Origin of the sequence: Aurantimonas endophytica, assembly GCF_014196845.1 — a bacterium.
Classification (GTDB): Bacteria; Pseudomonadota; Alphaproteobacteria; order Rhizobiales; family Rhizobiaceae; genus Aurantimonas; species Aurantimonas endophytica.
On record NZ_JACIEM010000007.1, the window covers coordinates 231333 to 258218 of the forward strand.

The following is a 26886-nucleotide window of genomic DNA, read 5'->3' on the forward strand; positions in this document are numbered from 1 at the left end:
CGAACGGAGTGCCGCGATGACCGCCTTTACCGCCGCCGTGCTGCAGATGCGCTCGGGCCTCGAGCCGGAGGCGAATGTCGCGGCGCTGGAAGCACTCGTCGCGGAAGCCGTCGTTTCGGGCGCGAACTACCTGCAGTCGCCGGAAATGACCGGCATGGTGCAGCGCGACCGCGCCGAACTGATGCAGCGGCTGCGCGGCGAGGACGACGATCTGGTGCTGGCGGCGGCGGCCCGGCTGGCGCGCCAGCATCGCGTCTACCTGCATGTCGGCTCGACGGCGATCGCGCTCGATGACGGCAAGGTCGCCAACCGCGCGGTGCTTTACGCGCCGGACGGCACGCTCAAGGCGCGCTACGACAAGATCCACATGTTCGACGTCGATCTCGACAATGGCGAAAGCTGGCGGGAATCGCGCACCTACCGGCCCGGCGAATGCGCGGCGCTCGCCGATCTGCAATTTGCCGACGGCTCGGCGCGGCTCGGATTTGCCGTCTGCTACGACATGCGGTTTCCGCAGCTGTTCCGCGAGGAGGCTTTGGCCGGAGCCGAGATCCTCACCGCACCGGCGGCCTTCACCCGCCAGACCGGCGAGGCGCACTGGCACGTGCTCTTGCGGGCGCGGGCGATCGAGAACGGTGCCTACGTCATCGCGGCGGCGCAGGGCGGCGTCCACGAGGACGGCCGCGAGACCTACGGCCATTCGCTGATCGTCGACCCCTGGGGCCGGATCGTCGCGGAAGTGGACGGCGACAGTCCCGGCGTCGCGATGGCGCGCATCGACACGGCCGAGGTGGCGGCGGCGCGGGCCAAGATCCCCAATCTGAAGAATGCCCGGCCCTTCCGCGTCGGCGCGGTCGGTGAAGACGCCGCGGGCGCGTCCGAGGCGGCCGAGTGATCAGCTTTGCGCTCCGGTGCGAACCGCATGGCCACGGCTTCGACGGCTGGTTCCGCTCCGGCGAGGATTTCGACGCACAGGCCGAACGCAGGCTGGTGGAATGTCCGGTCTGCGGATCGACGGATGTCGCCAAGGCGCTGATGCGGCCGGCGCTCGGCAAGGGCGGAAAGGCGTCCGTCGCCGGCGATCAGGCGCAAACGGCCATGGCGCCGGGCGGCGGCTACGTCAACGCCGAGGCGGCCAAGGTGTTCGCGAAGCTGCAGGAAATGGCGCGGGAACTGCGCGCCAAGGCGGACTATGTCGGCCCGCGCTTTGCCGAAGAGGCGCGGCGCATCCATTATGGCGAGACCGAAGCCCGGCAGATCTACGGCGAGGCCTCGCCCGCCGAGGTCAAGGGCCTCGGCGAGGAGGGCATCGCCGCCCTGCCGCTGCCGCCGCTGCCGGAAGACAAGAACTAGCCATTCCGCAGGGGCTCCACGCCTGCCGCCGAGGTCTTGCCGCTCCGTGGATGAAGTCCGGGTTGGCTCTTCGAAAAAAATCGTCACGCGCTGTCGATTTCGCCAAGCTTCGCTCGTCGTATGGGCAGGGCGGTCAAAACGACCCCCCGGCAAGGGAGACAGAACGATGCGCGTAATGGTGATGGTGAAGGCGACGGACGACTCCGAGGCGGGGTTCATGCCCTCGACCGAGTTGTTCGAGGCCATGGGGAAATTCAACGAGGAGCTGGTCAATGCCGGCATCATGCTTACCGGCGACGGGCTGAAGCCGTCGAAGGAGGGCAAGCGGATCGCCTTCGACGGCCCGGGCCGGACGGTCATCGACGGGCCGTTTGCCGAGACCCGCGAACTGGTCGCGGGCTTCTGGATCTGGGAGGTCCGGGACATGGCGGAGGCGGTCGAATGGGCCAAGCGCTGCCCCAACCCCATGCCCGGACCGAGCGAGCTCGAGATCCGGCCATTCTACGAGCTCGCCGACTTCGGCGATGCCGTGACGCCGGCGGTCAAGGAGCATGAAGAGCGGTTGCGGGCCAAGCTCGAGGCGCGCTGACGCCGGACGTCCCGAGGACCACTTGCGCCGGGGCTTGGCCGATGCCGGGCCCCGCGCCTAGATTGCCGGCGTGGCAGCGACTGACACCCATCAGGCGATCGAGACGGTCTTCCGGATCGAACAGGCCCGGCTGATCGCCGGCCTCACCCGCTTGGTGCGGGATGTGGGGCTAGCCGAGGAACTGGCGCAGGACGCCCTCGTCGCGGCACTCGCCGAGTGGCCGAGGACCGGCGTGCCCAATCGTCCCGGCGCCTGGCTCATGGCGACGGCCAAGCGCCGCGCCATCGACCAGTTCCGGCATGAGCGGATGCGGGCGGAAAAGCACGCCGAGATCGGCCGCGACCTCGTGGCCGGGACCGGCGGACCCGAGGCGATCGAGGCGGCGCTCGACGATGAGGTCGGCGACGAACTGCTCGGCCTGATCTTCGTCGCCTGCCATCCGGTGCTGTCGCGCGAGGCCCGCGCGGCGCTGACGCTGCGGCTGATCGGCGGACTGACCACCGGCGAGATCGGTCGGGCCTTCCTCACCCCCGAGCCGACAATCGCCCAGCGCATCGTGCGGGCGAAGAAGACGCTGGGAAAGTCCGGCCTCGCCTACGAGGTGCCGCGCGGCGAGGCACGGCAGGAGCGGCTCGGCTCTGTGCTGGAGGTGATCTACCTGATCTTCAACGAGGGCTATGCGGCGACGGCCGGCGAGGATTTGATCCGGCCGGCGCTCTGCACCGAGGCGCGGCGCCTCGGTGCCATCCTCGCCGGTCTCGCGCCGGAGGAACCGGAGGTGTTCGGCCTCGTCGCGCTGATGGACATCCAGGCCTCGCGCTTCGCCGCTCGTGTGGCAGCGGACGGATCGCTGGTCCCGCTCACCCTGCAGAATCGCGCCAGCTGGGACCGGCTGCTGATCCGGCGGGGTCTCGCCGCGCTGGACCGTGCCGAGGCGCTGGGCGGCGCCGGCGGGCCTTATGCGCTGCAGGCGGCCCTGGCGGCGTGCCACGCGCGGGCGCCGCGGGCCGAGGATACCGACTGGCGTCGCATCGCCGGGCTCTACGAGACGCTCCGGAAGGTGATGCCGTCGCCGGTGGTCGACCTCAACCGGGCGATCGCCCACAGCATGGCCTTCGGACCGGAAGCCGGCCTGGCGCTGCTGCCGGCGCTGGAAGCGGTGGGGACGCTGCGCGATTACGCGCCGCTTTGGGCGGCCAAGGGCGACTTCCTGTTCCGGGCGGGGCGCATGCCGGAGGCGAAGGCTGCCTTCGAGCAGGCTGCCAACCTGTCACGGAATGAACCGGAGAAGGCGTTCCTGCTGGGGCGGGCGGATAGTTGTGGCGATTGACCGGAGACGGCCGATCAGCCGCGGGCGGATTTCGCCAGCGTCACGCCCTTCTTGCGGGGACCGGGGCCGCCGTCCTCGAACAGGCCCTGCTCGGTGGCCTGCTGGAAGAGCAAATCGCCCTTGATCCCGGCGATCACCCGCAGGTCGCGCAACTCGCAGAGCCCGGCGATGCGGAAGGCCAGCGGGCGAAGGTGCACGCGGTTGTAGCAGAAGAAGGCGAGGCGGGCCCGGGCCTCCGGGTCGATCTCCCGGATCAGCGCCACCCGTGTCCGCTCATCCGAACGCAGCAGCAGTGCCAGGACCTCCAGGGGGACCGGACAGGTCGCTTCGTTCGGAACCGAGTCTCTGTTCGCCGCCACCATCTCACCCTCGGGGTCGTTGTCTGTTCGTGCCGGTTTTTCAGTGCCCGCCTTGACGCGGCGCAATTCCCGCCGCTGGGCCACCATCGGCGCCTGGGCTTGCCCAAACCTTACGGGTAGGCGGCTAACGGCCTGAAGCTGCAGGATGTCCCCAGGATTCTCGGCCGGTGTGCCCTCAGACCGAAGGACGGCGGGCGAGGACCATGTAGTTGACGTCGGTGTCGCGGGACTGCCGCCAGGCGTCGGCGAGCGGGTGATAGACGACGCCGATCTCGTCGATCATCGACAGGCCCTGCCGTTCGACCGGACCGGCGATCTCCTCGGGACGGACCAGCTTGGAAAACTGGTGCGTGCCCTTGGGCAGCCAGCCGAGGACGTATTCGGCGCCGACGATGGCGAAGGTGTAGGCCTTCAGCGTCCGGTTGATCGTCGCGACAAAGAGCAGGCCGCCCGGCTTCACCATCGCGGCGCAGGAGGTGAGGAAGAGGTCGACGTCGGCGACATGCTCGACGATTTCGAGGGCGAGGACCACGTCGAATTTCTCGCCGCCGGCGGCGATCGCCTCGGCCGTGGTGGCGCGGTAGTCGATCGACAGGCCACTCTCGGCCGCGTGCAGGCGCGCGACCTCGATATTCGTCTCCGACGCGTCGGCCCCGACGACATGGGCGCCGAGCCGCGCCATGGGCTCGCAGATCAGGCCGCCGCCGCAGCCGATATCGAGCAGCGACAGTCCCTCGAACGGCTTGCCGCGCGTGAGGTCGCTGGCGAAGTTCATCGCCAGCTGGGCACGGATATATTCCAGCCGCACCGGATTGAACTTGTGCAGCGGCTTGAACTTGCCCGCCGGGTTCCACCATTCCTGCGCCAGGCGCGAAAACCGCTCGACCTCGCCGGCATCGATCGTGGTGCCCTCGCTTGCGTTCATCGTCGTCTCGCTCCTTGTTGTTCCTCCGCGCATGTTCCGCCGCGGGCCGCGAAGTCAAGCGGCCGCGACCATCGGCAGCGCTGCAGCGGCCGGCGGATTGCGGATCGGGGCCGCATCGGTTACGGAACGGCCGCTCGGCGCCGGGGGTGGCGGGCACTCGCCTCGTGCCCGTTTCCCGCAGCCGGACACCGTTCCGCACCTCATACGACACCGATCCGCTTTCATGGCCCGCATCGTTCTCAAATTCGGCGGCACGTCCGTCGCCGACATCGACCGCATCAAAAACGTCGCGCGGCACGTCAAACGCGAGGTCGATGCCGGCCACGACGTGGCCGTGGTGGTGTCGGCGATGTCCGGCAAGACCAACGAGCTCGTCGGCTGGTGCCGGGCGGCCTCGCCGATCCACGACGCGCGGGAATACGACGCCGTCGTCGCCAGCGGCGAGCAGGTGACGGCCGGGCTGCTGGCGATCACGCTGCAGGCGATGGGCGTCAACGCGCGCTCCTGGCAGGGCTGGCAGATCGCCATCAAGACGGACGGGGCGCATGGCGCGGCGCGGATCCAGGAGATCGACGCCGCCGAGATCGTACGGCGCTTCGCCGACAATCAGGTGGCGGTCATCGCCGGCTTCCAGGGCATCGCGCCGGACAATCGGATCGCGACGCTCGGGCGCGGCGGCTCCGACACCAGCGCGGTCGCGGTGGCCGCGGCCATCAAGGCCGATCGCTGCGACATCTATACCGACGTCGACGGGGTCTACACGACCGACCCGCGCATCGAGCCGAAGGCGCGCCGCATGAGCCGCATCTCGTTCGAGGAGATGCTGGAGATGGCCTCGCTCGGCGCCAAGGTGCTGCAGGTCCGATCCGTCGAACTCGCCATGGTGCATAAGGTGCGCATGTTCGTGCGCTCGTCATTCGAGGATCCGGACGCGCCCGGCATGGGAGACTTCGACAACCCGCCGGGAACTCTCATTTGCGACGAGGATGAAATCGTGGAACAGCAGGTCGTCACAGGGATCGCCTATGCCAGGGACGAGGCGCAGATCTCGCTGCGCCGGGTCGAGGACCAGCCGGGCGTCGCCGCCGCGATCTTCGGGCCGCTCGCCGAAGCCGGCGTCAATGTCGACATGATCGTCCAGAACATCTCCGAATCGGGCGCCACGACCGACATGACCTTCACGGTGCCCGCGGGCGACCTGCAAAAGGCCACCGCGGTGCTGGAGACGGCGAAATCGGCGATGCGCTACGAGGCCATCCAGAGCGAGCAGGGCCTGACCAAGGTCTCGGTCATCGGCGTCGGCATGCGCAGCCACACCGGCGTCGCGGCCACCGCCTTCAAGGCGCTGGCCAGCCGCGGCATCAACATCCGCGCCATCACCACCTCCGAAATCAAGATCTCGATCCTGATCGACGGAGAGTACACCGAGCTGGCGGTCCGGGCGCTGCACTCTGTCTACGGCCTCGACAAGCCGTGACCCGGCGGGTTGAAGCCTGCGGTTGCGCTGGGTAAGACGCGGACGGAGCGGGTTGTCCGCAGGGGATCGGGGAGCATCCGTCATTCGGTTGTCTCCGGGGCACGGAAGTGTGATCTGATAGAACGAGAGTCGAACCGCACCGGGCCCCGGGCGCGGCCGGCCGTCGCCGAAAACGAGAGATTGCGTTGATCAGGAGCGACATGTCAGGTCCGCGCGTCCTCATGCGCCGCATCCGGGAGCTCATGGCCGAGCCGCTCGACCCACAGGCGCGTCTCGACCAGATCGTTCGGCAGATCGCCCAGAACATGGTGGCCGAGGTCTGCTCGCTCTACGTCCTGCGGGCCGATGCGGTGCTGGAACTCTACGCCACCGAGGGCCTCAACCCGGGCTCCGTCCACCTTGCCCAGCTGAAACTCGGCGAGGGCCTCGTCGGCACGATTGCTGCCACGGCCCGGCCGCTGAACCTTTCCGAAGCGCAGAAGCACCCCGCCTTCACCTACCTGCCGGAGACCGGCGAGGAGATCTACAACTCCTTCCTCGGCGTGCCGATCCTGCGGGCCGGCCGGACGCTCGGCGTGCTGGTCGTCCAGAACAAGTCGGCGCGGCTCTACCGCGACGAGGAGTCCGAGGCGCTGGAGACGGTGGCGATGGTCGTCGCCGAGATGATCGCGGCCGGCAGCCTGGAAGGCCTGTCGCGGCCGGGCGTCGCCCTCGACCTGTCGCGGCCGGTGAGCTTCGACGGCGAGGCGCTGTCCGACGGGATCGGCATCGGCCACGTGATCCTCCACGAGCCGCGCGTCGTGGTGACCAACCTCTTCAACGAGGACGTCGAGGCGGAGGTCGACCGGCTGAGCAGGGCGCTCGGCATATTGCGGGTCTCGATCGAGGACATGCTGGCGCGACGCGACGTCGCCGCCGAGGGCGAGCACCGGGCGGTGCTCGAGGCCTACCGGATGTTCGCGCATGATCGCGGCTGGGTGCGCCGGCTGGAGGAGGCGGTCCGCAACGGGCTGACCGCCGAGGCGGCGGTCGAGAAGGTGCAGTCGGACATGCGGGCGCGCATGATGCACATGACCGACCCCTATATCCGCGAGCGGCTGCACGATTTCGACGATCTCGCGAACCGACTGCTGCGCCAGCTGATCGGCCGCGACGGCCATCCCGAGGATTCCGCCGAGGGCGACGCGGTCATCGTCGCGCGCTCGATGGGTGCGGCGGAGCTGCTCGACTACCGGCGGGAGATGATCCGCGGCCTGGTGCTGGAAGAGGGCGCGGCGACGAGCCACGTCGTCATCGTCGCCCGCGCGCTCGGCATCCCGGTCGTCGGGCAGGTGAAGGGCGCGGTCTCCATGTCGGAGAACCGCGACCTCATCATCGTCGACGGCGAGGATGGCGGGGTGCATCTGCGACCGCCGGCCGAACTCGCGGCGCTGTTTTCCGACAAGGCGCGGTTCCGCGAGCGGCGCCAGGAGCGCTATCGCTCGCTCCGCGACGTGCCGTCGTGCACCAAGGACGGCGTCGCGATCGACCTGGAGATGAATGCCGGCCTGCTCGTCGACCTGCCGCAGCTGGAGGAATCGGGCGCGGCCGGGATCGGCCTGTTCCGCACCGAGCTGCAGTTCATGGTCGCCTCGACGATGCCGCGCGCCAGCGACCAGGAGCGGCTCTACGCGGCGGTGCTCAACGCAGCAGGGGATCGGCCCGTCACCTTCCGGACGCTTGACGTCGGGGGCGACAAGGTGCTGCCCTATATCAGCCAGTCGCCGGAGGAGAACCCGGCGCTCGGCTACCGGGCGCTGCGGCTGGCGCTCGACCGGCCGGGGCTGATGCGCACCCAGCTGAGGGCGCTGCTGAAGGCCGCCGCTGGCCGCGAGCTGCGGGTGATGTTCCCGATGGTGACCGACGTCGGCGAGGTGCAGCAGGCCCGGGCGCTGATCGACCGGGAGCTGAAGCACCTCACCCGGTTCGGCCATCCGATGCCCGCCGAGCTCAAGATCGGCGCGATGATCGAAGTGCCGTCGACGCTTTTCCAGCTCGACGAGCTGATGGCGGTACTCGACTTCGTTTCGGTCGGCTCGAACGATCTGTTCCAGTTCTTCGCCGCCGTCGACCGGGGCAATGCCAGGGTCGCCGGCCGCTTCGACGATCTGTCGGTGCCGTTCCTCAGGGCCCTGCGGACCATCGTCGAGGCCGGGAACCGGCACGGCGTACCGGTGACGCTGTGCGGCGAAATGGCCGGGCGCCCGCTCAGCGCGATGGCGTTGATCGGCCTCGGCTTCCGCTCCATATCCATGGCGCCGCCATCAATCGGGCCGGTGAAGGCGATGATCGTCGAAATGAGCGTCGGCGATCTGGAAGTGGCGATGCGCGCGAAGCTGGACGAGGCGCACGGAGCGGACGGCATGCGCGAGATGCTCGTCGAATACGCCAGGGCGCATTCGATTCCCCATTAGCGAGCCGGCGGGCAGGTGCCTTCCGCCGCCCTCTGCCTGCGACGGCGGTCGCCGGCGCGCTGTCTTTCAAGCTTCGGACATTTCAGGATCCCATGGCAAATTTGCCGAGCGCCAAACTCAACGAAATCCTGTCGCGGTTCGGCTATCTCGAGAACGAGATGGCCAAGAGCCCGGAACACGGCGTCTATGCCGGGCTGGCGGCGGAATATGCCGGGCTCGAGCCGGTCGTTGCCGCGATCCGTTCGTATCGCAGGGTCGAGGAGGAGCTGGCCGGTTCGCTGGCGCTGCGCGACGATCCTTCCGCCGATCGCGAGATGCGCGAGCTCGCGGAGATGGAGATCGACAGCCTGCGGGAGGAACTCGAACGGCTGAGCGGCGAGATCCGGATCCTGCTGCTGCCCCGGGACGCGGCCGACGAGAAGGGCGCGATCCTCGAAATCCGCGCCGGCACCGGCGGCTCGGAGGCGGGGCTCTTCGCCGGCGACCTGTTCCGCATGTATCAGCGCTATGCCGAGCTCCACGGCTGGAAGGTGGACGTGTTGTCGGCCAGCGAAGGCGAGGTCGGCGGCTACAAGGAAGTCATCGCGGCGATCAAGGGCGCCGGCGTCTTCTCGCGGATGAAGTTCGAATCGGGCGTGCACCGCGTGCAGCGCGTGCCGGAGACCGAATCGGGGGGCCGGATCCATACTTCCGCCGCCACCGTCGCGGTGCTGCCGGAGGCCGAGGACATCGACGTCGAGGTGCGCCCCGAGGACATCCGCATCGACACGATGCGGGCATCGGGCGCCGGCGGCCAGCACGTCAACACCACCGATTCCGCCGTGCGGATCACCCATATCCCGAGCGGTATCGTCGTGACCTCGTCGGAGAAGTCGCAGCACCAGAACCGCGCAAGGGCGATGCAGGTGCTGAAGGCGCGGCTGTTCGACATGGAACGACAGCGGGCCGACGACGAGCGATCGGCCGCCCGCAAGAGCCAGGTCGGCAGCGGCGATCGCTCCGAGCGCATCCGCACCTACAATTTTCCGCAGGGAAGGGTCACCGACCACCGGATCAACCTGACGCTCTACAAGCTGGACCGGGTCATCGAGGGCGAGATGGACGAGCTGGTCGAGGCGCTGGTCGCCGATCACCAGGCGCAGCTCCTGGCGGCCGTCGGCGCCGATGCCTGAGAGCGGCAGCGCCCGGGCGGAGGACATGCTCCGGCCGGCGGCAGAGCGGCTGCGGGCCGGCGGGGCGGCAACGCCGGATCTCGACGCCCGCCTGCTGCTGGCCGAGGCTGCCGGGCTGCCGGCGAGTGAAATGCACCGTCATGCGAGGCTGCCATCCTCGCCGGACGTGGCCGAGAGCTTCGAGCGGTTCCTTCAGCGGCGCCTGGCGGGGGAGCCGGTGCACCGGATCCTCGGCCGCCGGGCGTTCTACGCCCACGATTTCCTGCTTTCACCCGATACGCTGGAGCCGCGGCCGGACACGGAGATCCTCGTCGACGAGGCATCGGAGGCGGTGGCGGCCTCGATCGAGGCAACGGGGCGCTGCGTCTTCGCCGATATCGGGACCGGCACTGGGGCGATTGCGGTCTCGCTGTTGGCCCTGCACCCGGCAGCGGTGGCGGTCGCCACCGACATCAGCGAGGCGGCGTTGGCCACCGCCCGGCGCAATGCCGAGGCTGCGGGCGTGGCGCATCGCATGCTGCCGGTGCGGATGGATTATCTGGCGGGGCTGGCAGGACCTCTTGATCTCCTGGTATCGAACCCCCCATATGTTCCCCACCACGACATTGCGTCACTGGCGCGCGAGGTGCGCGAACACGACCCGCTGAGGGCCCTCGACGGCGGAGCGGACGGGCTGGACGCCTACCATGCGATCGCGCGATCCGCTGCTAGTGTGGTTCGTGCCGGTGGCGAGGTGATCGTCGAGTTCGGGATCGGCCAGGGGGCGTCGATCGAAGAGATTTTCGGCAACGAGGGCCTGGTGTTTCTCAGGACGGCTAAGGATCTTGGCGGCAAGGACCGGGTGCTGCGGTTCCGGTCCCCAGGTCGCGGTTAAACCGCAAAGCCATGGAAGAAGAGCTTGCGAGACCGGTGCAAACCCTTCTTCAAGTAGCGAGAAAGCACTTGTGGCTGGACGTTTTCCCTTCTAGGGTCCTGCGTATAGCCGAGCATTCGAGGGGGACATCCCGATCGATGCCGCAGCGATGCGGCCCGGGATGCTCGAGATGACCAATGGGTCGTCCGTGCCGGCATTGGGTGTCGCCAGGCGCAAACACTTAAAACTCTTTGAGGCGGCTGTGCAGCTGCGCGGTCGATGAGCATGAACACGCTTGGCGTGTTCGCAGGCAAGGGGCCAGACCGGCGGGGCCGGCACATCCAGAAGACGGGAAGAGCATGAGGCCAGGACAGCAGCAGCAGCAGCAGAAGAACCGTATGCGCGGTCGGGGACGGAAAGGTCCCAACCCGCTCTCGCGCAGTTACGAGTCGAACGGTCCGGACGTGAAGATCAGGGGCAACGCGCAGCACATCGCCGAGAAATACGGCATGCTGGCGCGCGACGCCTCCGGCGCCGGCGACCGGGTCATGGCCGAGAACTATCTGCAGCACGCCGAGCATTACAACCGCATCGTTGCCGCGGCGCAGGGCCAGTTCCAGCCGCAGCGCGACGACCGCGACATGCGGGACGGCGACGAGGACGACGACGATTCGCAGGACTCGCAGGAGTTCCGCAACGACGAGCGGCCGGCTTCCAACGGTGCCCGCGAATCCGACCGCGACGGTTTCCGCGATCGCGATTCCAACCGGGACCGCGACGGCAATCGGGACGGCAACAGGGATCGCGAGCAGAACCGCAACCGCGACAGCAGCCGCGACCGGGACGGCAACCGCGACGGTAATCGTGACCGGGACGGTAATCGCGATCGCGATGGCAATCGGAACCGGGACAACAACCGGGATCGCGACAATAACCGCGACAACCGCCGTGATCGCATCCAGCCGCAGGGCACCGGGCCGCAGCCGATCATCGCCCATGACGCGCCGCGCGGCGGAGACGGCCAGCGCGACGATCGCGCGCCGCGAGCGGAGGCCGACGGCCGCCGCGACCGCGAGGAAGCTGTTCACGCCGGCAATGGTGGCGGGCAGCCGCAGCGCGACGAGCATGCGCCGCGGCGCGAGGCCGACAGAAGCGGCGAGAGCGCGGAAGCCGTGAACGCGGCACCAAACGGCGCGACTGCATCCACCGACGAGCAGGCACCGCAGCCGCGGCGCCGTGGCCGTCCGCGTCGCAACCGCGACGGCGAGGAGGCCGTTTCGAACGAGACGGCGGCCCCGGCGTCGGCGGCTCAGGCGGCGACCGGCACCGGCGAAGCGACCGAAACCCGGCCCGCAGTGCAGGCCGATGCGCCGGAGGGCGAGGCGCCGGTCAAGCGCCGTCCGGGCCGGCCGCGCAAGAAGAAGCCCGAGGAAGGTTCGGGCGGGGCCAGCGACGGCGAGGGCAACGAGCTGCCCTCCTTCTTGCTGGCATCCAACGGCTGACCAGCCGCCTGCGGGCGGTTCGGCTGCAGGAATATGAATGGCGTCGCGGTCTCCGCGGCGCCATTCGTCGTTTGGGGGGCATGGCGATTCCCAGATTGCCCTGACATAGCGCAATGACAGGACGTGCAATTCTGCAACAGTCGCGCGTCGGGCCCCTTCCGGCGGCGATGCGCTTTCCCCATATGTCCGGTGGGCGGCTCGCCGGAACGGGGGCCGGACTCCAGGAACACACGGGCCTTGCCTCTGCAGTGAGGGAGGCTCGCGGCAGGAGAGCGATAAATGAATCTGGAAAAATACACCGAGCGCGTGCGCGGCTTCATTCAGGCCGCCCAGACCCTGGCGGTCTCCCGGGACCACCAGCAATTCACCCCCGAACATCTCTTGAAGGTTCTCGTCGACGACGAGGAGGGGATGGCGGCGGGCCTGATCGAGAAGGCCGGCGGGCGCCCGGCGGACGTCAAGCTGGCTGTCGACGCGGCGCTGGATGCGCTGCCCCGCGTATCGGGCGGCAGCGGCCAGATGTATCTGGCGCAACCGCTGGCGAAGATCTTCGCGACGGCCGAGGAGATCGCCAAGAAGGCCGGCGACAGCTTCGTCACGGTCGAGCGCCTGCTGCTCGCCATGGTGATCGAGAAGGCGGCCAAAACCTCCGAGATCCTGAAGGCGGCCGGCGTAACGGCAAACGGTCTGAACGAGGCCATCAACGCGCTCCGCAAGGGCCGGACCGCCGACTCGCAGTCGGCCGAAAGCGGCTACGACGCGCTGAAGAAATATGCCCGCGACCTAACCGCCGCGGCCCGCGAGGGCAAGGTGGACCCGGTGATCGGGCGCGACGACGAGATTCGCCGGACGATCCAGGTCCTGTCCCGCCGCACCAAGAACAACCCGGTGCTGATCGGCGAGCCGGGCGTCGGCAAGACGGCGATCGCGGAAGGCCTGGCGCAGCGCATCGTCAACGGCGACGTGCCGGAGAGCCTGCGCGACAAGCAGCTGATGGCGCTCGACATGGGCTCGCTGATCGCCGGCGCGAAATATCGCGGCGAGTTCGAGGAGCGGCTGAAGGCGGTTCTGTCGGAGGTGACCTCGGCTGCCGGCGGCATCATCCTGTTCATCGACGAGATGCACACGCTGGTCGGCGCCGGCAAGGCGGACGGCGCGATGGACGCCTCCAACCTGTTGAAGCCGGCACTGGCGCGGGGCGAGCTGCACTGCGTCGGGGCGACGACGCTCGACGAATACCGCAAGCATGTCGAGAAGGACGCAGCGCTGGCCCGTCGCTTCCAGCCGGTCTTCGTCTCCGAGCCGACAGTCGAGGACACGATCTCGATCCTGCGCGGGCTGAAGGAGAAATACGAGCAGCACCATCAGGTGCGGATTTCCGACTCGGCGCTGGTCGCGGCGGCGCAGCTGTCGAACCGCTACATCACCGACCGGTTCCTGCCCGACAAGGCGATCGACCTGATCGACGAGGGCGCGGCGCGCCTGCGCATGCAGGTCGATTCCAAGCCCGAAGTGCTGGACGAGATCGACCGCCGCATCATGCAGCTGAAGATCGAGCGCGAGGCGCTGAAGAAGGAGGATGACGACGCATCCCGGAGCCGGCTCGAACGGCTGGAGGGCGAACTCGCCAATCTGGAGGAAGAGTCGGCCGCCATTACCGCCACATGGCAGGCGGAGAAGTCCAAGCTCGGGCACGCCGCCGATCTCAAGCGGCAGCTCGACGAGGCCCGCAACGACCTTGCCATCGCCCAGCGGCGCGGCGAGTTCCAGCGCGCCGGCGAGCTCGCCTACGACGTGATCCCGAAGCTCGAAGCCGAGCTTAAGATCGCCGAGGCGCAGGACGGCAAGGGCGGGGCCGGCTCGATGGTCGAGGAGACGGTGACCGCCGACCATGTGGCGCAGGTCGTGTCGCGCTGGACCGGCATTCCGGTCGACCGCATGCTCGAGGGCGAGCGCGACAAGCTGCTGCGGATGGAAGACGAGCTGCAGAAGCGCGTCGTCGGGCAGGGCGAGGCGGTGCAGGCGGTCTCCCGCGCCGTCCGGCGTGCCCGCGCCCGGCTGCAGGATCCGAACCGGCCGATTGGCTCGTTCATCTTCCTCGGCCCCACCGGTGTCGGCAAGACCGAGCTGACCAAGGCGCTGGCTTCGTTCCTCTTCGACGAGGAGACGGCGATGGTGCGGCTCGACATGTCGGAATACATGGAGAAGCACTCGGTCTCACGGCTGATCGGGGCGCCTCCCGGCTATGTCGGCTACGAGGAAGGCGGCGCGCTGACCGAGGCGGTGCGGCGCAGGCCGTACCAGGTCGTGCTGTTCGACGAGATCGAGAAGGCGCATCCGGACGTCTTCAACGTCCTCCTGCAGGTGCTCGACGACGGGCGCCTGACGGACGGGCAGGGGCGCACGGTCGACTTCCGCAACACCATGATCATCATGACCTCCAATCTCGGGGCCGAGTATCTCGTCTCGCTGCGCGACGACGAGGATGCCGAGGCAGCGCGCGAGCAGGTGATGGCGGTGGTGCGGGCGTCGTTCCGGCCGGAGTTCCTCAACCGCGTCGACGAGATCATCCTGTTCCACCGCCTGCATCGCTCCGAGATGGGGGCCATCGTCGACATCCAGATGGCGCGGCTCGAGAAGCTGCTGGCGGATCGCAAGATCACCATCCTGCTCGACGAGAGTGGCCGGGAATGGCTGGCCCAGAAGGGCTACGACCCGGCCTATGGCGCGCGGCCCTTGAAGCGGGTGATCCAGCGGGAGGTCCAGGACCCGCTGGCCGAGCGCATCCTGCTCGGCGACATCCGCGACGAGGCGATCGTGAAGATCACCGCCGGTGGCGACCACCTGATCTTCCACGTCGTCGGCTCGAAGTCCGGCGCGCCGGGAGACCGGGTCGCGGCCTGAGCGGGACTAACGGGGCGACGGCGGGAAGCCGCTGCCGCCGCGCACGGACCGTAAGGTCGATACAAGACGGCCGCCGGGGAGGGATCCCCGGCGGCCGTCTTGTTTTTCAGCAGCGTTGCAGGCTGCCGGTCAAAGATAGGCGGGCCGATAGTAGTCGTCGATCCGGCGCCCGTATTCGGGGTCCCAATCGGGAGCGGCGTCGGCGGCGTAGCGCGGCGCTTCCCGCAGCTGGTCGGCGGTGATGCCGACGACGTAGCCGCCCTGACGCTCGTCGTATTTCAGCGTTTCCCAGGGCAGGGGATGATATTCCTCGCCAATGCCGAGGAACCCGCCGAACGACATGATCGCGTATTTGACTTTTCCGTCGCGCTTGCCGAGCACCAGATCGTGGATGTGCCCGAGATGATCGCCTTCGGTGTTGTAGACGGCGGTTCCGGAAACCCGGCTCGCCTCGATATTGTCGACACCGACACCGCCACCTGCAAGGTCGTCCGTGCCCATGATGGTCTGTCCTTCAGTCGATGACATGACGTCTTCTCCTTCGTGGATTTCCTCTTTCCTGCAACGCCTTGGAGACATGCCCGTTCCGCTCACAGGCCGCGCCGTGAACGGCGAGCGACTGATGGAGAGAGCGATGCGACAGACACAGCTTCCCGACGGCACGTCGGTGCCGGTGCTCGGCCAGGGCACCTGGATGATGGGCGACGAGCCGGGCCGCCGCGATGCCGAGATCGCCGCCCTGCGCGAGGGCATCGAACTCGGGATGACGCTTCTCGACACGGCGGAGATCTACGGCAATGGCCGCTCCGAACAGCTGGTGGCGGAAGCGATCGATGGGCGCCGCGACGAAATCTTCCTGGTGTCGAAGGTCGCGCCGGGCAATGCTTCGCGACAAGGCACCATCCGCGCCTGCGAGGCATCGCTGCGGCGGCTCGGCACCGATCGGCTCGACCTCTATCTGCTGCACTGGCGCGGCAGCGTGCCGCTGGCGGAGACGGTCGCCGCACTGGAGACGCTGAAGGAGTCCGGCAAGATCCTGCGCTGGGGCGTGTCGAATTTCGACGTGGACGACATGGAGGAGCTGGCAGCGGCCGGCGGAGCGGCGGTGCAGACCGACCAGGTGCTCTACAATCCGAGCGAGCGTGGCATCGAGTATGACCTCCTGCCGATGCTCACGGAGCAGGGAGTCCCGGTGATGGCCTATTCACCGATCGGACAGGGCGGAGACCTGCTCGAGGATGCCGCGCTGACGCGTATCGCCGAACGACACCACGCGACACCGGCCCGCGTCGCACTGGCCTTCGTGCTGCGCCAGCCCGGCGTTATCGCCATCCCGAAGGCCAGCAGCGTGGACCATGTCCGCGACAACGCCGCGGCGCTCGAGCTGACGCTCGATGCGAAGGATATGGCCGAACTTAACGCTGCCTTCCCGCCGCCGCGCGGCAAGCAGCCGCTGGCGATCATCTGATCAGGGGTGCTCAAGGAGCGCAGGCAAGAGATTCTCTAGCGGTTCAAGTGCGGGCGCCGGCGCCGCCGCCCACCACGATGCACCGCCGTCCCGTTGCTGCCGCCGGTAACGCCCCGGGGCGGCGCCGTAGAATTCGCGGAACGTGCGGCTGGCATGGCTTTCGGTGGCGAATCCGGCTGCGTAGGCAAGGGCGGCGACGCTGCGCGTCTCGTTCGGGGCGCAAAGGAGGTCGCGCAGCCGCGACGCCCGCCGCTCCCGGATGTAGCGCGAGACGCCCCCCAGCGGCTTGAACAGATCGTAAAGGCGCGAGCGGGAAACCCCCATTTCCGCTGCCAGAAGGCCCGGCCCGAGACTGCCGGACGCCAGGTGACGTTCCACCAAGGCCCGAGCCCGCAGCAGCCGCGCCCGGTCATGAGCAGGGTTGATCTGGTTCTGTGTCAATCCTCCCGCCCGGAAGCTGATCGTCAGCATCTCAGCAAAGGCCCGGACGGCGCGCTCGGCGTCCTCGGCGAGGATCAGCGGCGCATGGCGCAGCAAGGATTGCATCGTGTCGGCGAGCAAAGCGGAGCAGGGCGCCCGCAGGACCGCGCCATGGAGAAGATGGCTTCCCGGACAGGCGGCTTCCAGACATTGCCGCCCGATCTCGAAGCTAATCGCCAGAACCTGTCTCGCATGAGTGTGCCGCGTCCGCTTCATGTCAAAGAGCACGATTTCCCCGGGCCCGACCTCACGGACGGCGCCGGACGCATGGACAGTGAGGCTGCCGGACAGGACGAGTTGCACGATGAGGTCGTCGCGCCCGTGCCGTCGGATACTGCCCGCCGGCCGCAGGTCGATACCTTCCTGCAGGCAGGGGCCGGATAGCAGGAGGCGGCCAAGCCGTCGTGCTTGACCATCGGGGCTCTCCACCCGCTGGCACATAGGCCCCTCGACAAGCCCTTCCTGCAACATTCCCCGCTCCCTGGACTGCACGGGGAGAGGCGCGGTTGCCCCTGCAACGGTCAGTCGTTGCCACCCTAAGCAGTAATCTCGCGTGCCCGCCAGAGCCGCGCACCCCGGGTGCACCCGGGGTAGAGACTGATGGACAAGAATTCGGGACGGCGGGACATTCAGCACCCGCGCGGCGCAAGCTAAAGCTCAGCAGATGCCCGAGGCCGTTTCGGCCAGAGGCAGGTGCCGATACCGCTCGCCGGGAAATTCTCGCGAGGCTGCCAAGGATCGTATTCTACCGGAAGCGACGGGGCGGCCGGGCGGAGTGCTTCACGGCGAGGCGCATGACGACCCCGCCCGGGCGGCTCCCCGGGGCTCTACAGACGTTCAAGGAACGACCTATGCTGCGTACCCACCTGACCACTCTGCTGGCCGTCTCGCTCGGCGCCTGTCTCGCCGCCGGTTCGGCATCGGCCCAGAACCGCGACGTCACCATCGTCAACAGCACCAGCACGGCGATGATCGAGTTCTACGCCTCGAACACGGGCACGCGTGACTGGCAGGAGGACATTCTGGGCGTCGACGTGCTGGAAGTCGGGGAGTCCGTCGATGTCACCGTGGACGACGGCACCGGTGCCTGCATGTACGACTTCATGGCGACCTTCAGCGACGGCGCGACAGCCCAGAAGGGCGGGATCAATGTCTGCGAGATCTCGCAGTTCGACTTCACCGACTGATTAAAACCACCGGTCGGGTCGAGCCGGCCGCCCCCCCTTCAGCTGAGGAACTACCGATGCACAAGCAGTGGCTTGGACCAATCGCGGCCGCGGCGATGTCAATCGTCACATTTCCGGCTCTGGCAGATTCTTCCGGAACCTATGATATCGACGGAATGAACCCGGACGGCTCTACCTACCAGGCGAGCGTTCTGGTCTCGAAGGTCGGCGACACGTTCTCCGTGACTTACTCGCTCGATGATCGGAAAGTGATGGGGACCGCCATCGGCGACGACGACGTGCTGGCGATCGGCTACGGTGAGGCCGACGACAGCGGTGTCGCGCTGATGTACCGGGACGGCAAGCGCTGGCAGGGTGTCTGGAGCTATCTCGGCGCCAAGCAGCTGGGCACCGAGGAGTGGCAGCCCCGCTGAACCAAGAGGTTCGACAAAGGCAGGTCGCCCGCCCGGGCGGCCTGCCCTCCGCTTTGAGAGCGGCAACTGCACCTGCTGCCTAACCACCCAAGCTTATCGTCGGACGGCTCGCCTATCTTCCAGCGGCAGCACCTGCCGAGCACGAACGGCATCAATCTTCCTTGAAGAAGACCTCGACCGGGCCCTTCAGCTTGATCGTCAAGGGCTGGCCCTTGCGGTCCTTGGCCTTGCCCGCCTGGACCCGGATCCAGCCCTCGCTGACGCAATATTCCTCGACATTGGTCTTCTCGGCGCCCTTGAAGAGCACGCCGACGCCGCGCTCCAGCAGCGCCGCGTCGTAGAACTCGCTGGTGGGGTCGGAGGAAAGACGGTCGGGAAGCGTATCGGTCATGTCTCTGCCGGTCTGTGTCATCATCGGCCGTGACATAACGGCGGATGCGGGTTTGCCAAGGCTGCGGTCGTCGCCGGCCTTGCCCCAGGCTGGAGCCGCGCTTGAGCGGACGCACTTATCCGCATGTTGGTCATTTTCATGTCTGGTTCATCTGCCATCTCGCAGGCTTGCCGCGTGGATTGAGCGAACGGCTACGGCCCGGCTGCCTGGAGAGAATGATGATGCGAGACCTGCGATTGCTCCTGGCGATGCTGCCGCTGTTGGCGATACCGGCTGCAGCCACGGCGCAGGTGTCCGAGGCACCGATCCAGCTCGCGCAATATTACGAGCCGGGCGTCGCCGGGATCGCGGAAATCTACATCGACGAGTTCGGACGGCGCGTGGTCATCGACGAGGCCGGCCGTATCGTCGCCATCGAGGAGCCGCGTCGTGAACGCTTCCGGGAGCGCCGCAGGGAATTCCAGGAGCGCGGTGCGATCATCGATGCGCCGCCGCCGCCCGGCGTGACGCTGCAGGGCCGTGTCGACCTGCCACCGCCTCCGGGAGTCTTCGAGGATCCCGGTTTCGCCGGCCCGCCGCCATCGGCTGACCCCTATTACGACGGGCCCTACGAGGACGACCGCGGCTATAATGCCGCGATCGAGGGCGCGCCGCTGCCCGATGCGGGCGGACCTGTGCAGGAGGCCGAGCTACCCCGCGGCCTGCAGGAGCTGCCGGGCTACCAGACCGACCTGCCGGAGCCGGGCGCCCCGATCGTCGAGGGCCAGACGATTCGTGAGACGGATCCTGCGCCGCAGGTCGCCATGCCGACCGGCAAGAATGCCAAGGCCGAGATCGCCGCGCTGCAGGTGCTGCTCGACCGCGCGGGCATGTCGCCCGGCGTCATCGACGGGCGCATGGGCTCGAACGTCAACAAGGCGGTCGCGGCTTACCAGGAGAAGTATGGGCGGACGTTGCCGACCGGCGATTCCAAGGCTCTGGCCGAGGAACTCGACGCGACCGGCGGCCCAGCCATCGTCACCTACGAGATCACCGCGGAAGACGTGTCGGGCCCTTATGTCGCGTCGATCCCGTCCGACTATGGCGAGAAGGCCCTCTTGCCCGCGATGAGCTACGAGCGCGTCTCGGAGAAGCTGGCCGAGAAATTCCACATGGACGAGGCCTATCTCATCGAGATCAACCCCCGCGCCGATTTCAACCGCCAGGGCACGCGGCTGAAGGTCATGGCCGTCGGGGAGAATGTCAAAGGCGAGGTTGCGCGCATCGTCGCCGACAAGGGCCGCGAACAGGTGCGCGCCTATGCGGCCGACGGCTCGCTGATCGCCGCCTATCCCTCGACGATCGGCTCATCCGACACCCCGTCGCCCAGCGGCGTCGTGCAGGTGAACCGCATCGCCTTCGATCCGAACTACACCTACAATCCCAAGGTGAATTTCAAGCAGGGCGAGAACGACAAGGTGCTGACCATTCCGCCGGGGCCCAACGGCCCGGTGGGTACGGTCTGGATCGCCCTGTCGAAGCCGACCTACGGCATTCACGGGACGCCCGAGCCCTCGCAGATCGGTAAGACCAACAGCCACGGCTGCGTCCGCCTGACCAACTGGGATGCCACAGAACTGGCGAAGATGGTGAAGGCCGGCGTGACGGTCGAGTTCGAGGAGTAGAAGCGGCTCTTAATTCCTGGTTAACCATGAGGGTGGTACCAGCGATGAAAGGGGAGCCGCGTGGTTCCCCTTTTCATTTCAGCGGCTTGGCAGCTCGAGGAATTCGATGAAAACCGTTTCGACCGCTTTCCTGATCCTCGCGGCCGGCCTTTCGCCGCTGCCGGCTCACGCCTTTTCCGAGCCGCTGTCGGAAAGCTCGATCGATACGGCCGACTTCCCCACCTGGGAGCAGCAGCGGCGGGAGGCGGACTCGGTTGCCGCTTCGGCCCGCAACGATCCGACGATTCCCGACGCCGAGACGGACACCAGCCCGGCCGACGAAGCGGTCCCGCCGACCGATCCGGCCGCGGTTGCCGCTGCCGCCGAAGGTATCGACAGCCCGGCGCCGCCGGAGATCGAGGTCACCGACGAACCGGGTCAGGTCGTCGAGACGCCGGCATTCTCGACCGACGGCCCGGACGAAGCGGCGCTCGAGACCGCCGACGAGCAGAAGACACCGGACCCCTTCCTCATCCGCCTGCAGGTGCTCCTCGATCGCGCCCATGCCTCGCCGGGCGTGATCGACGGCTATCTCGGCGACAACACCCGCAAGGCCATCGCAGCCTATGAGCGCATGCGCGACCTGCCCGCCGACGGCGAGCCGGATGCCGATCTGTGGAACATCCTCGCCGTGGACCAGGGCAAGGCGATGACGACATACGAGATCACCGAGGCCGATCTCGCCGAACGCTTCGTCGAAGCGATCCCCAGCGATTACGCCGAGATGGCCGAGATGGAATGGCTCGGCTACCACGACCCGGTCGAGATGCTGTCGGAGCGGTTCCATGTGCATCCCGACCTCCTGGTGAAGCTCAACCCCAGCGCCGATTTCAGCGCCCCGGGCACGGCGATCCTGGTCCCGAACATCGGATCCGGTCCGGAGGCGAAGGTGGCGAAGATCGTCGTCGACAAGACGCGCGGAGAGCTGTTCGCCTATGACGCCGCCGGCGCCATCGTCCTCGCCTATCCGGTCACCATCGGGGCGGCCGACACGCCCTCGCCGGACGGCGTGCTGACGGTGCAGGCGATCGCCCCCGATCCGACTTACCACTACTCCCCCGAGACGAACTTCCAGCAGGGGGAGAACAAGGAGGTGCTGACGATCCCGGCGGGTCCGAACGGCCCGGTCGGCTCGATGTGGATCGACCTGTCGCAGCCGACCTTCGGCATTCACGGCACGGCCCACCCCGAACTCGTCGACAAGAGCAACAGCCATGGCTGTGTCCGGTTGACCAACTGGGATGCCCAGACGCTCGCCAAGCTGGTCGAGCCCGGCGTCACCGTCGTGGAGTTCGAGGGATGAGCGGGCTTCGGCGCCGACGGAACCTGCTGCTCGGCGTCTGCCTGTGCGTCGCCGTCCTGTCGCCAGCGCTCGCGCAGGACCTTCCCTGGCCGGACGCCAATCCGCTGCAGTCGATCGACCGGCCGTCGCGGCCGGCGGCGGCGCAGAAGCGCCGGGCGCCGCCACGCGTCGCGCAGGCGCCGTCCGAAGCGACCGTGCCGACGCCCGAAACGCGCCCGGACCAGGCGGACGATGAGGCGCCAACTGAGGCAGCTGCGTCGACGGACGATGAAGCCGCTGCGGATGACGCGCCGGCAGAGCCCGTAGAGACAGAACAGGCACCCGCGCCGAATGGGGAGGCCGCGGAACAACCGGCCGAAACGCCCGCGCCTTCCGACGCGCCCGCCGCCGACATCTCCAGCACTCCGCCCACCGGCGAGATTCCGACGCCGGATGCACGGCCCGATCGTGCTTCGGACGAGCCGGCCGAAGCTTCGACGCCGGCAGATGCGGACGCCATACCATCGGCGTCCGATCCGGAGGAGCCAGACGAGCCGGCGACGCAGGCGCAGCCGATTCCCGATGCCATGCCGCTGACGCCGGACGTTCCCGAGGCAGACGAAGAGCCGCTGACCCCGACGACGCTGCGGCAGCTGGAACAGACGGTGACCCCGGCCGCCAGCGTTCTCGCCGCCGCCGCCATCGCCGACGCGGTCGCCTGCGAGGCCGAACTCACCGAGCGCGGCGTCGTCTTCACCGTCGAACCCAGTATCAGCGAAGGCGCCTGCGGCGTGCTGCGGCCGGTCAATATCGAGCGGCTGTCCTCCGGGATCGCGGTCTCGCCGAAGACCCAGCTCCTTTGCCGCGCGGCGCTGGCGCTGGACGAATGGATGTCGTCGAGCGTGGTGCCGGCCGCCAGGGTGAACCTTCCCGGCCGGGCCCTCACGGAATTCCGTCACGGCTCGACCTATGTCTGCCGCAAGCGTGCCTCCGAGAGCGGCATTTCCGAACATGCGCGCGGCAGTGCCGTCGACATCTCGGCCTTCGTCTTCGACAAGGGCCCGGAGATTTCCGTCGAGGCCCAGGAGGCCGGTTCGCCGGAGGCGAAGTTCCAGCGTTCCGTTCGCGTGGGCGCCTGCGGCCCGTTCCGCACGGTACTCGGCCCCGGCACCGATGCCGATCACGCGACGCATTTCCATCTCGACATCGCCGCGCGTCGGAACGACGGGACCTACTGCAAGTAGCGGCAAGCCGCTCGGTCTTTCCCGCCAGGCGGCAACGCCTATATCGGCGGGATCGACCGATACCGGAAGCATCTGCCATGCCTTATCTCGCCGCGGCCAGCCGCTACGATTCCATGCCGTTCCGCCGGGTCGGCCGATCCGGGCTGAAGCTGCCGGCGATCTCGCTCGGACTCTGGCAGAATTTCGGTGGCGCCGACGTCTTCGAGACCGGGCGCGCGGTACTGCGGCGCGCCTTCGACCGCGGCGTCACGCATTTCGACCTCGCCAATAATTACGGGCCGCCCGACGGCTCGGCCGAGGAGAATTTCGGCCGCTGGATGGCGCAGGACTTCCGGCCCTATCGCGACGAGCTGATCATCAGCTCGAAGGCGGGCTACGACATGTGGCCCGGGCCCTACGGCAATTTCGGCTCGCGGAAGTATCTCGTGGCGTCCTGCGACCAGAGCCTGAAGCGCATGGGGCTCGACTATGTCGACATCTTCTACCACCACCGGCCCGATCCCGAGACGCCGCTGGAAGAGACGATGGGCGCGCTCGACCACATCGTGCGCTCCGGCCGCGCGCTCTATGTCGGTATCTCATCCTATTCGCCGGAGCTGACCCATCGGGCCCACGCGATCCTCGCGGCGCAGGGCACGCCCTTCATCATCCACCAGCCGTCCTATTCGATGCTCAATCGCTGGGTGGAGGAGGGGCTGCTGGATACGCTCGCCGGGCTCGGGCTCGGCTGCATCGCCTTCTCGCCGCTGGCGCAGGGCCTCCTGACCCGCAAATATCTGGACGGTGTCCCGGCCGGCACGCGTGCGACGCGCGGCGGGTCGCTGAAGTCGTCGATGCTGAGCGAGGAAAACATCCAGCGGATCCGCGAGCTGGCGGCGATCGCCGAAGCCCGGGGGCAAAGCCTGGCGCAGATGGCGATCGCCTGGGTACTGCGGCGGCCGGAGATCACTTCGGCGCTGGTCGGGGCGCGCAGCGTCGAGCAGCTCGACGATTCGCTCGATGCCCTCGCCAATCTCGACTTCTCCGCCGATGAACTGGCGGCGATCGATCGCCATGCGCTGGAAGGCGATGTCGATCTCTGGCGCGCCCAGTCGCGGGTCCAGCCGTCGGAATAGGCGAACCGGAAGAAGGGGCGGGAGGTCAGCGCCCGGCGACGAGCGGCGATTCCACCTGCTCGCGCAGGAGATTGTCGATCCGCTTGCGCTCGCGCTGGAAGTTCTCGAGGTCGGCGCCCGCCAGGACCGTGCCCGACGGCAGCTTGATGCGCATCGGGTCGACCTTCTGGCCGTTCACTTCCACCTCGTAGTGAAGGTGGTTGCCGGTCGAAAGCCCGGTCGAGCCGACATAGCCGATCACCTGCCCCTGCCTGACTTTCACGCCCGGCTTGATGCCCTTGGCAATGGCGCTCTGGTGCGAATAGGACGTCACGTAGCCATTGGCGTGGCGGACCACGGTCTGCCGGCCGTAACCGCTGAACCAGCCCGATTTCTCGATGACGCCGTCGCCGGACGCCTGGATCGGGGAACCGCGCGGGGCGGCCCAGTCGACCCCCCAATGCGGCCTGACATAGCCAAGCACCGGATGTTTGCGGCCGGTGGAGAAGGACGAGGTGAATCGGCCTTTCGGCAGGGGCTTGCGCAACAGGAACTGCTTGGCGCTGCGGCCGTCCTCGTCGAAGAAGTCGGGCGCTTCGGAGTCGGCGGGCCGGAAGCGGTAGAAGCGCCGGGTGTTCTCGCCGAAGCGCACATCCACGAACAGGATCTCGGAGGCGTCGGTGGCGACCTCCTCGCCCTTCTCCAGGGAGAAGAAGGCGGCGAGCCGGTCCGTCGGTCCGAGGCGCGACTGCAGGTCGACCTCGCTCGCCAGCATCTGCAGCAGCTGCTTGCAGAGCCGGTCGTTGAGACCATAGGCGAGGCCAGCCTGGTAGATGCCGTCATAGACGGTGGGCATGTCGGCCCGCAGCGGCGCCTCGTCCTCGTTGTCGTCGAAGGCGTCGGCGACCGAGTCGCCGAGTTCCGGGGCGAGGGCCGGCTCGAACGGGCCGTCCTCGGTCTCGGCGACCGTGGCAAGATGCCTGTCGCCGCGATAGGCTGACAGCCGTACCACATGGGCGGTCTCGCCCGTCGTCTCGACGCCGACCCGCAGGGCGTCGCCGGCGGTCAGCTCCTCGCTTCCGAGCAGTTCGACGAGCGCTTCCGTCGCTTCGGCGCCTTCTTCCTCGGTATGGCCGTTGCGGTCGAGGATCGCGGCGATCGCGGCACTCTCGCGAACCGGAATGATCTCCTCGTGGAAACGCGGCATCGTCTCCGGGCCGTCCGGCGCGGCGAGGGAGACATTTTCCTCGATCACCCGGAAGGCCGACCCCGGCTCGTAGTCCGGCGCGTCGCTGGTGAGGTCGAAGCGCAGCGGATCGACCATCGTGAGCGCCGCCACGCGGACGGGTTCGTAGGACAGGATCGGCTCGACCGAACGGATCGCCCGTTCGGCTTCCGCGACGCCTACCTCGCCGCCGGGCTGGTAGGAGGCCGAATCGAAGGCGAAGGGCTCGACCTTGAGGCGCAGCTCCGATTCGACGCGGGCACCGTAGATCTGGGCGGCCTGCTGCTCCACCGAGGCAGCCTCGGCGTCGGCGGGGTCGCCGAACATGTTCAGCGGATCGAAGCTCGGATAGTCGGTGCTGGCCTGGTGCCGGGCGGCCAGCAGCATGTTGACGTAGCCGAAGGGGAGCGTGCGGATGACCTCGCGGTCGCCCTCGCGGGTCATCGTCGAGAGTTCGAGGATCTGCCGGCTGCGGGCGATCGGGATCGCCGTCGCCACGACGCGCTCGCCCTTTTCCGAAGAGCCCGCGGGAAGTGCCAGATTCGCCAGGCGGCCGGGGGGGCGGGCGGCGCCATGGTAGCCGTCGAGGGCGGCGGAAAGGGCGATGCCCATGAGGGCCGTGGAGGTGAGCCCGGTCAGCAGCGTGCCCGCAAGCCAGCGCGCCGACACCTGTCGGCGGTCGGGTCTGCGGCGTCGATCGGCAACGAGCGCGGGCTCGTCGCCAAAGAACGGCTTGTCCTGCGGCAAGCTGATGGTCCCCCTGAATTCCGGTGACAGCCATCCACCAACAAGGTGGCAGAATTCGGCCGTCGGTGTCCCTTATGAACGATGAACCCTTCGCCGGCCATACCGTCGCAGCTGCAACGGCTCAACCCCGGCGTGACGTACCCGGTGGGTAAGGCAATGAAAGCCGACGCCCTGCGGGGGCCGCCGCGGCAATGCCGCGGAAGACGATGTCGCTGCTGGAAGGAGGCTTTACAGGAGGCACCTGCCCGGAACCCCTCGTCGGTGCGGCGGCAGGCGAGCGACCGACGGCCGCTTTACCCCGCGATCGGCGATGACGAGCGCTGTCTCTTCCTGCGCCGCCAGCACCTGCGTATCGGGCCGGGAAGGCTGGAGCGGCGGCGGCGCCGGGCCCGGAGCGGTTTTTTGAAGTTTTTGCGAAGGCAGGCGTTGACAGGTCGATCGGCCATCGCCTATATCGCCATCAACAACGACGGCGGTGGCGCCGCGGCGACCCGGACGGGAAGCCAGAGAGCTGGTTCGGACCAACAGGTTCAGGCCGGTTCGAATTCGCGCCGCCTCTTCATTGTTTTTCGAGTGCCGCTGAGATAGCGACCCTCTTCAGGGTATGTCAGGTTTTGCCTGTTTTTATCCGACGCCATCATTTTGTTGGCGTGTTCTTTGACAATTGAAGATTGAGAAGAAAGAGAAATGTGGACGGCGGTTGTCTGTCTGGAGCTCTTTGGCCGGTATCCTTTC

25 protein-coding genes are annotated in these 26886 nt (G+C 67.9%); 18 read left to right on the forward strand and 7 right to left on the reverse strand.

Annotated features, from left to right (window positions below; translation table 11 throughout):
• Positions 1–16 precede the first annotated feature (16 nt).
• From GGR03_RS23835 to GGR03_RS23850, 4 genes are all read left to right on the forward strand, one after another.
• A complete protein-coding gene (locus GGR03_RS23835; protein ID WP_183211310.1) occupies positions 17–895 on the forward strand; it encodes a carbon-nitrogen hydrolase family protein in 879 nt (292 codons plus the stop codon).
• A complete protein-coding gene (locus GGR03_RS23840; protein ID WP_183211311.1) occupies positions 892–1353 on the forward strand; it encodes a DUF1178 family protein in 462 nt (153 codons plus the stop codon). Before GGR03_RS23835 ends, GGR03_RS23840 begins: the two co-directional genes overlap by 4 nt.
• 166 nt (positions 1354–1519) lie before the next feature.
• Complete coding sequence (locus GGR03_RS23845) at positions 1520–1942, forward strand: YciI family protein (RefSeq protein WP_183211312.1); 423 nt, start codon at positions 1520–1522, stop codon at positions 1940–1942.
• Between the two features lie 70 nt (positions 1943–2012).
• On the forward strand, positions 2013–3272 hold the full coding sequence (locus GGR03_RS23850) for a DUF6596 domain-containing protein (RefSeq protein WP_183211313.1): 1260 nt from the start codon (positions 2013–2015) through the stop codon (positions 3270–3272).
• A 14-nt stretch (positions 3273–3286) separates the two neighbouring features.
• Here GGR03_RS23850 and GGR03_RS23855 read toward each other — a convergent pair whose 3' ends face one another.
• Together GGR03_RS23855 and ubiG are read right to left on the reverse strand one after the other, a co-directional pair.
• Positions 3287–3715 (reverse strand): hypothetical protein, encoded by a 429-nt coding sequence (locus tag GGR03_RS23855; RefSeq protein ID WP_210292278.1) that lies wholly within the window; start codon positions 3713–3715, stop codon positions 3287–3289.
• 91 nt (positions 3716–3806) lie between these two features.
• Positions 3807–4556, reverse strand: a complete 750-nt coding sequence (gene ubiG / locus GGR03_RS23860; protein WP_183211315.1) for a bifunctional 2-polyprenyl-6-hydroxyphenol methylase/3-demethylubiquinol 3-O-methyltransferase UbiG — start codon at positions 4554–4556, stop codon at positions 3807–3809.
• A gap of 223 nt (positions 4557–4779) precedes the next feature.
• Between ubiG and GGR03_RS23865 the strand changes: the two genes are divergently transcribed.
• The 6 genes from GGR03_RS23865 (at position 4780) to clpB (ending at position 14917) form a co-directional block, all read left to right on the forward strand.
• Positions 4780–6033 carry an aspartate kinase gene (locus GGR03_RS23865; RefSeq protein ID WP_183211316.1) on the forward strand — a complete coding sequence of 418 codons (1254 nt, stop codon included), beginning with the start codon at positions 4780–4782 and terminating at the stop codon, positions 6031–6033.
• A gap of 200 nt (positions 6034–6233) precedes the next feature.
• On the forward strand, positions 6234–8486 hold the full coding sequence (gene ptsP / locus GGR03_RS23870) for a phosphoenolpyruvate--protein phosphotransferase (RefSeq protein WP_210292279.1): 2253 nt from the start codon (positions 6234–6236) through the stop codon (positions 8484–8486).
• 92 nt (positions 8487–8578) lie between these two features.
• Positions 8579–9658, forward strand: a complete 1080-nt coding sequence (prfA, locus tag GGR03_RS23875; RefSeq protein ID WP_183211317.1) for a peptide chain release factor 1 — start codon at positions 8579–8581, stop codon at positions 9656–9658.
• 25 nt (positions 9659–9683) lie between these two features.
• Positions 9684–10532 (forward strand): peptide chain release factor N(5)-glutamine methyltransferase, encoded by an 849-nt coding sequence (gene prmC, locus GGR03_RS23880; RefSeq protein WP_183211318.1) that lies wholly within the window; start codon positions 9684–9686, stop codon positions 10530–10532.
• A gap of 338 nt (positions 10533–10870) precedes the next feature.
• Positions 10871–12013 carry a DUF4167 domain-containing protein gene (locus GGR03_RS23885; protein ID WP_183211319.1) on the forward strand — a complete coding sequence of 381 codons (1143 nt, stop codon included), beginning with the start codon at positions 10871–10873 and terminating at the stop codon, positions 12011–12013.
• A 279-nt stretch (positions 12014–12292) separates the two neighbouring features.
• Positions 12293–14917, forward strand: a complete 2625-nt coding sequence (gene clpB / locus GGR03_RS23890; RefSeq protein ID WP_183211320.1) for an ATP-dependent chaperone ClpB — start codon at positions 12293–12295, stop codon at positions 14915–14917.
• Between the two features lie 129 nt (positions 14918–15046).
• Here clpB and GGR03_RS23895 read toward each other — a convergent pair whose 3' ends face one another.
• Positions 15047–15418, reverse strand: a complete 372-nt coding sequence (locus tag GGR03_RS23895) for a PRC-barrel domain-containing protein (RefSeq protein ID WP_183211373.1) — start codon at positions 15416–15418, stop codon at positions 15047–15049.
• 121 nt (positions 15419–15539) lie between these two features.
• On the opposite strand from GGR03_RS23895, the gene GGR03_RS23900 reads away from it, so the two are divergent.
• A complete protein-coding gene (locus GGR03_RS23900; RefSeq protein ID WP_210292293.1) occupies positions 15540–16385 on the forward strand; it encodes an aldo/keto reductase in 846 nt (281 codons plus the stop codon).
• On the opposite strand, the gene GGR03_RS24970 is transcribed toward GGR03_RS23900, so the two are convergent.
• On the reverse strand, positions 16386–16946 hold the full coding sequence (locus GGR03_RS24970) for a helix-turn-helix domain-containing protein (RefSeq protein ID WP_425486749.1): 561 nt from the start codon (positions 16944–16946) through the stop codon (positions 16386–16388). It abuts the gene before it with no gap.
• A 30-nt stretch (positions 16947–16976) separates the two neighbouring features.
• Between GGR03_RS24970 and GGR03_RS24975 the strand changes: the two genes are divergently transcribed.
• The 3 genes from GGR03_RS24975 to GGR03_RS23915 all read left to right on the forward strand — a co-directional run bounded on the left by GGR03_RS24975 (position 16977) and on the right by GGR03_RS23915 (position 18465).
• Complete coding sequence (locus GGR03_RS24975; RefSeq protein ID WP_425486750.1) at positions 16977–17249, forward strand: hypothetical protein; 273 nt, start codon at positions 16977–16979, stop codon at positions 17247–17249.
• Positions 17250–17716: 467 nt separating this feature from the next.
• Positions 17717–18052 (forward strand): hypothetical protein, encoded by a 336-nt coding sequence (locus GGR03_RS23910; RefSeq protein WP_183211323.1) that lies wholly within the window; start codon positions 17717–17719, stop codon positions 18050–18052.
• A gap of 95 nt (positions 18053–18147) precedes the next feature.
• A complete protein-coding gene (locus GGR03_RS23915) occupies positions 18148–18465 on the forward strand; it encodes a hypothetical protein (RefSeq protein ID WP_183211324.1) in 318 nt (105 codons plus the stop codon).
• Positions 18466–18616: 151 nt separating this feature from the next.
• Here GGR03_RS23915 and GGR03_RS23920 read toward each other — a convergent pair whose 3' ends face one another.
• A complete protein-coding gene (locus tag GGR03_RS23920) occupies positions 18617–18856 on the reverse strand; it encodes a DUF3297 family protein (RefSeq protein ID WP_183211325.1) in 240 nt (79 codons plus the stop codon).
• Positions 18857–19074: 218 nt separating this feature from the next.
• On the opposite strand from GGR03_RS23920, the gene GGR03_RS23925 reads away from it, so the two are divergent.
• The 4 genes from GGR03_RS23925 to mgrA all read left to right on the forward strand — a co-directional run bounded on the left by GGR03_RS23925 (position 19075) and on the right by mgrA (position 24200).
• On the forward strand, positions 19075–20520 hold the full coding sequence (locus GGR03_RS23925; protein ID WP_183211326.1) for a L,D-transpeptidase family protein: 1446 nt from the start codon (positions 19075–19077) through the stop codon (positions 20518–20520).
• A gap of 106 nt (positions 20521–20626) precedes the next feature.
• On the forward strand, positions 20627–21862 hold the full coding sequence (locus tag GGR03_RS23930) for a L,D-transpeptidase family protein (RefSeq protein ID WP_246368462.1): 1236 nt from the start codon (positions 20627–20629) through the stop codon (positions 21860–21862).
• Positions 21859–23085: an extensin-like domain-containing protein gene (locus tag GGR03_RS23935; protein ID WP_183211327.1), complete on the forward strand. Its 1227-nt coding sequence runs from the start codon at positions 21859–21861 to the stop codon at positions 23083–23085. The genes GGR03_RS23930 and GGR03_RS23935 overlap by 4 nt, the downstream gene beginning before the upstream one ends.
• Positions 23086–23162: 77 nt before the next feature.
• A complete protein-coding gene (gene mgrA, locus GGR03_RS23940) occupies positions 23163–24200 on the forward strand; it encodes an L-glyceraldehyde 3-phosphate reductase (RefSeq protein WP_183211328.1) in 1038 nt (345 codons plus the stop codon).
• 25 nt (positions 24201–24225) lie between these two features.
• On the opposite strand, the gene GGR03_RS23945 is transcribed toward mgrA, so the two are convergent.
• Positions 24226–26151: a M23 family metallopeptidase gene (locus GGR03_RS23945; RefSeq protein ID WP_183211329.1), complete on the reverse strand. Its 1926-nt coding sequence runs from the start codon at positions 26149–26151 to the stop codon at positions 24226–24228.
• 530 nt (positions 26152–26681) lie between these two features.
• A partial coding sequence (locus GGR03_RS24120; RefSeq protein ID WP_210292280.1) for a hypothetical protein occupies positions 26682–26886 on the reverse strand: 205 nt, incomplete at its 5' end.

Bases quoted from the DNA above. Each gene is read 5' to 3' on its own strand.
- GGR03_RS23835 (WP_183211310.1), top strand. From the start codon at position 17: ATGACCGCCTTTACCGCCGCCGTGCTGCAGATGCGCTCGGGCCTCGAG.
- GGR03_RS23845 (WP_183211312.1), top strand. From the start codon at position 1,520: ATGCGCGTAATGGTGATGGTGAAGGCGACGGACGACTCCGAGGCGGGG.
- ubiG (WP_183211315.1), bottom strand. From the start codon at position 4,556: ATGAACGCAAGCGAGGGCACCACGATCGATGCCGGCGAGGTCGAGCGG.
- GGR03_RS23865 (WP_183211316.1), top strand. From the start codon at position 4,780: ATGGCCCGCATCGTTCTCAAATTCGGCGGCACGTCCGTCGCCGACATC.
- ptsP (WP_210292279.1), top strand. From the start codon at position 6,234: ATGTCAGGTCCGCGCGTCCTCATGCGCCGCATCCGGGAGCTCATGGCC.
- prfA (WP_183211317.1), top strand. From the start codon at position 8,579: ATGGCAAATTTGCCGAGCGCCAAACTCAACGAAATCCTGTCGCGGTTC.
- prmC (WP_183211318.1), top strand. From the start codon at position 9,684: ATGCTCCGGCCGGCGGCAGAGCGGCTGCGGGCCGGCGGGGCGGCAACG.
- GGR03_RS23885 (WP_183211319.1), top strand. From the start codon at position 10,871: ATGAGGCCAGGACAGCAGCAGCAGCAGCAGAAGAACCGTATGCGCGGT.
- clpB (WP_183211320.1), top strand. From the start codon at position 12,293: ATGAATCTGGAAAAATACACCGAGCGCGTGCGCGGCTTCATTCAGGCC.
- GGR03_RS23895 (WP_183211373.1), bottom strand. From the start codon at position 15,418: ATGGGCACGGACGACCTTGCAGGTGGCGGTGTCGGTGTCGACAATATC.
- GGR03_RS23900 (WP_210292293.1), top strand. From the start codon at position 15,540: ATGGAGAGAGCGATGCGACAGACACAGCTTCCCGACGGCACGTCGGTG.
- GGR03_RS24975 (WP_425486750.1), top strand. From the start codon at position 16,977: ATGGAGAAGATGGCTTCCCGGACAGGCGGCTTCCAGACATTGCCGCCC.
- GGR03_RS23910 (WP_183211323.1), top strand. From the start codon at position 17,717: ATGCTGCGTACCCACCTGACCACTCTGCTGGCCGTCTCGCTCGGCGCC.
- GGR03_RS23915 (WP_183211324.1), top strand. From the start codon at position 18,148: ATGTCAATCGTCACATTTCCGGCTCTGGCAGATTCTTCCGGAACCTAT.
- GGR03_RS23920 (WP_183211325.1), bottom strand. From the start codon at position 18,856: ATGACCGATACGCTTCCCGACCGTCTTTCCTCCGACCCCACCAGCGAG.
- GGR03_RS23925 (WP_183211326.1), top strand. From the start codon at position 19,075: ATGATGCGAGACCTGCGATTGCTCCTGGCGATGCTGCCGCTGTTGGCG.
- GGR03_RS23930 (WP_246368462.1), top strand. From the start codon at position 20,627: ATGAAAACCGTTTCGACCGCTTTCCTGATCCTCGCGGCCGGCCTTTCG.
- GGR03_RS23935 (WP_183211327.1), top strand. From the start codon at position 21,859: ATGAGCGGGCTTCGGCGCCGACGGAACCTGCTGCTCGGCGTCTGCCTG.
- mgrA (WP_183211328.1), top strand. From the start codon at position 23,163: ATGCCTTATCTCGCCGCGGCCAGCCGCTACGATTCCATGCCGTTCCGC.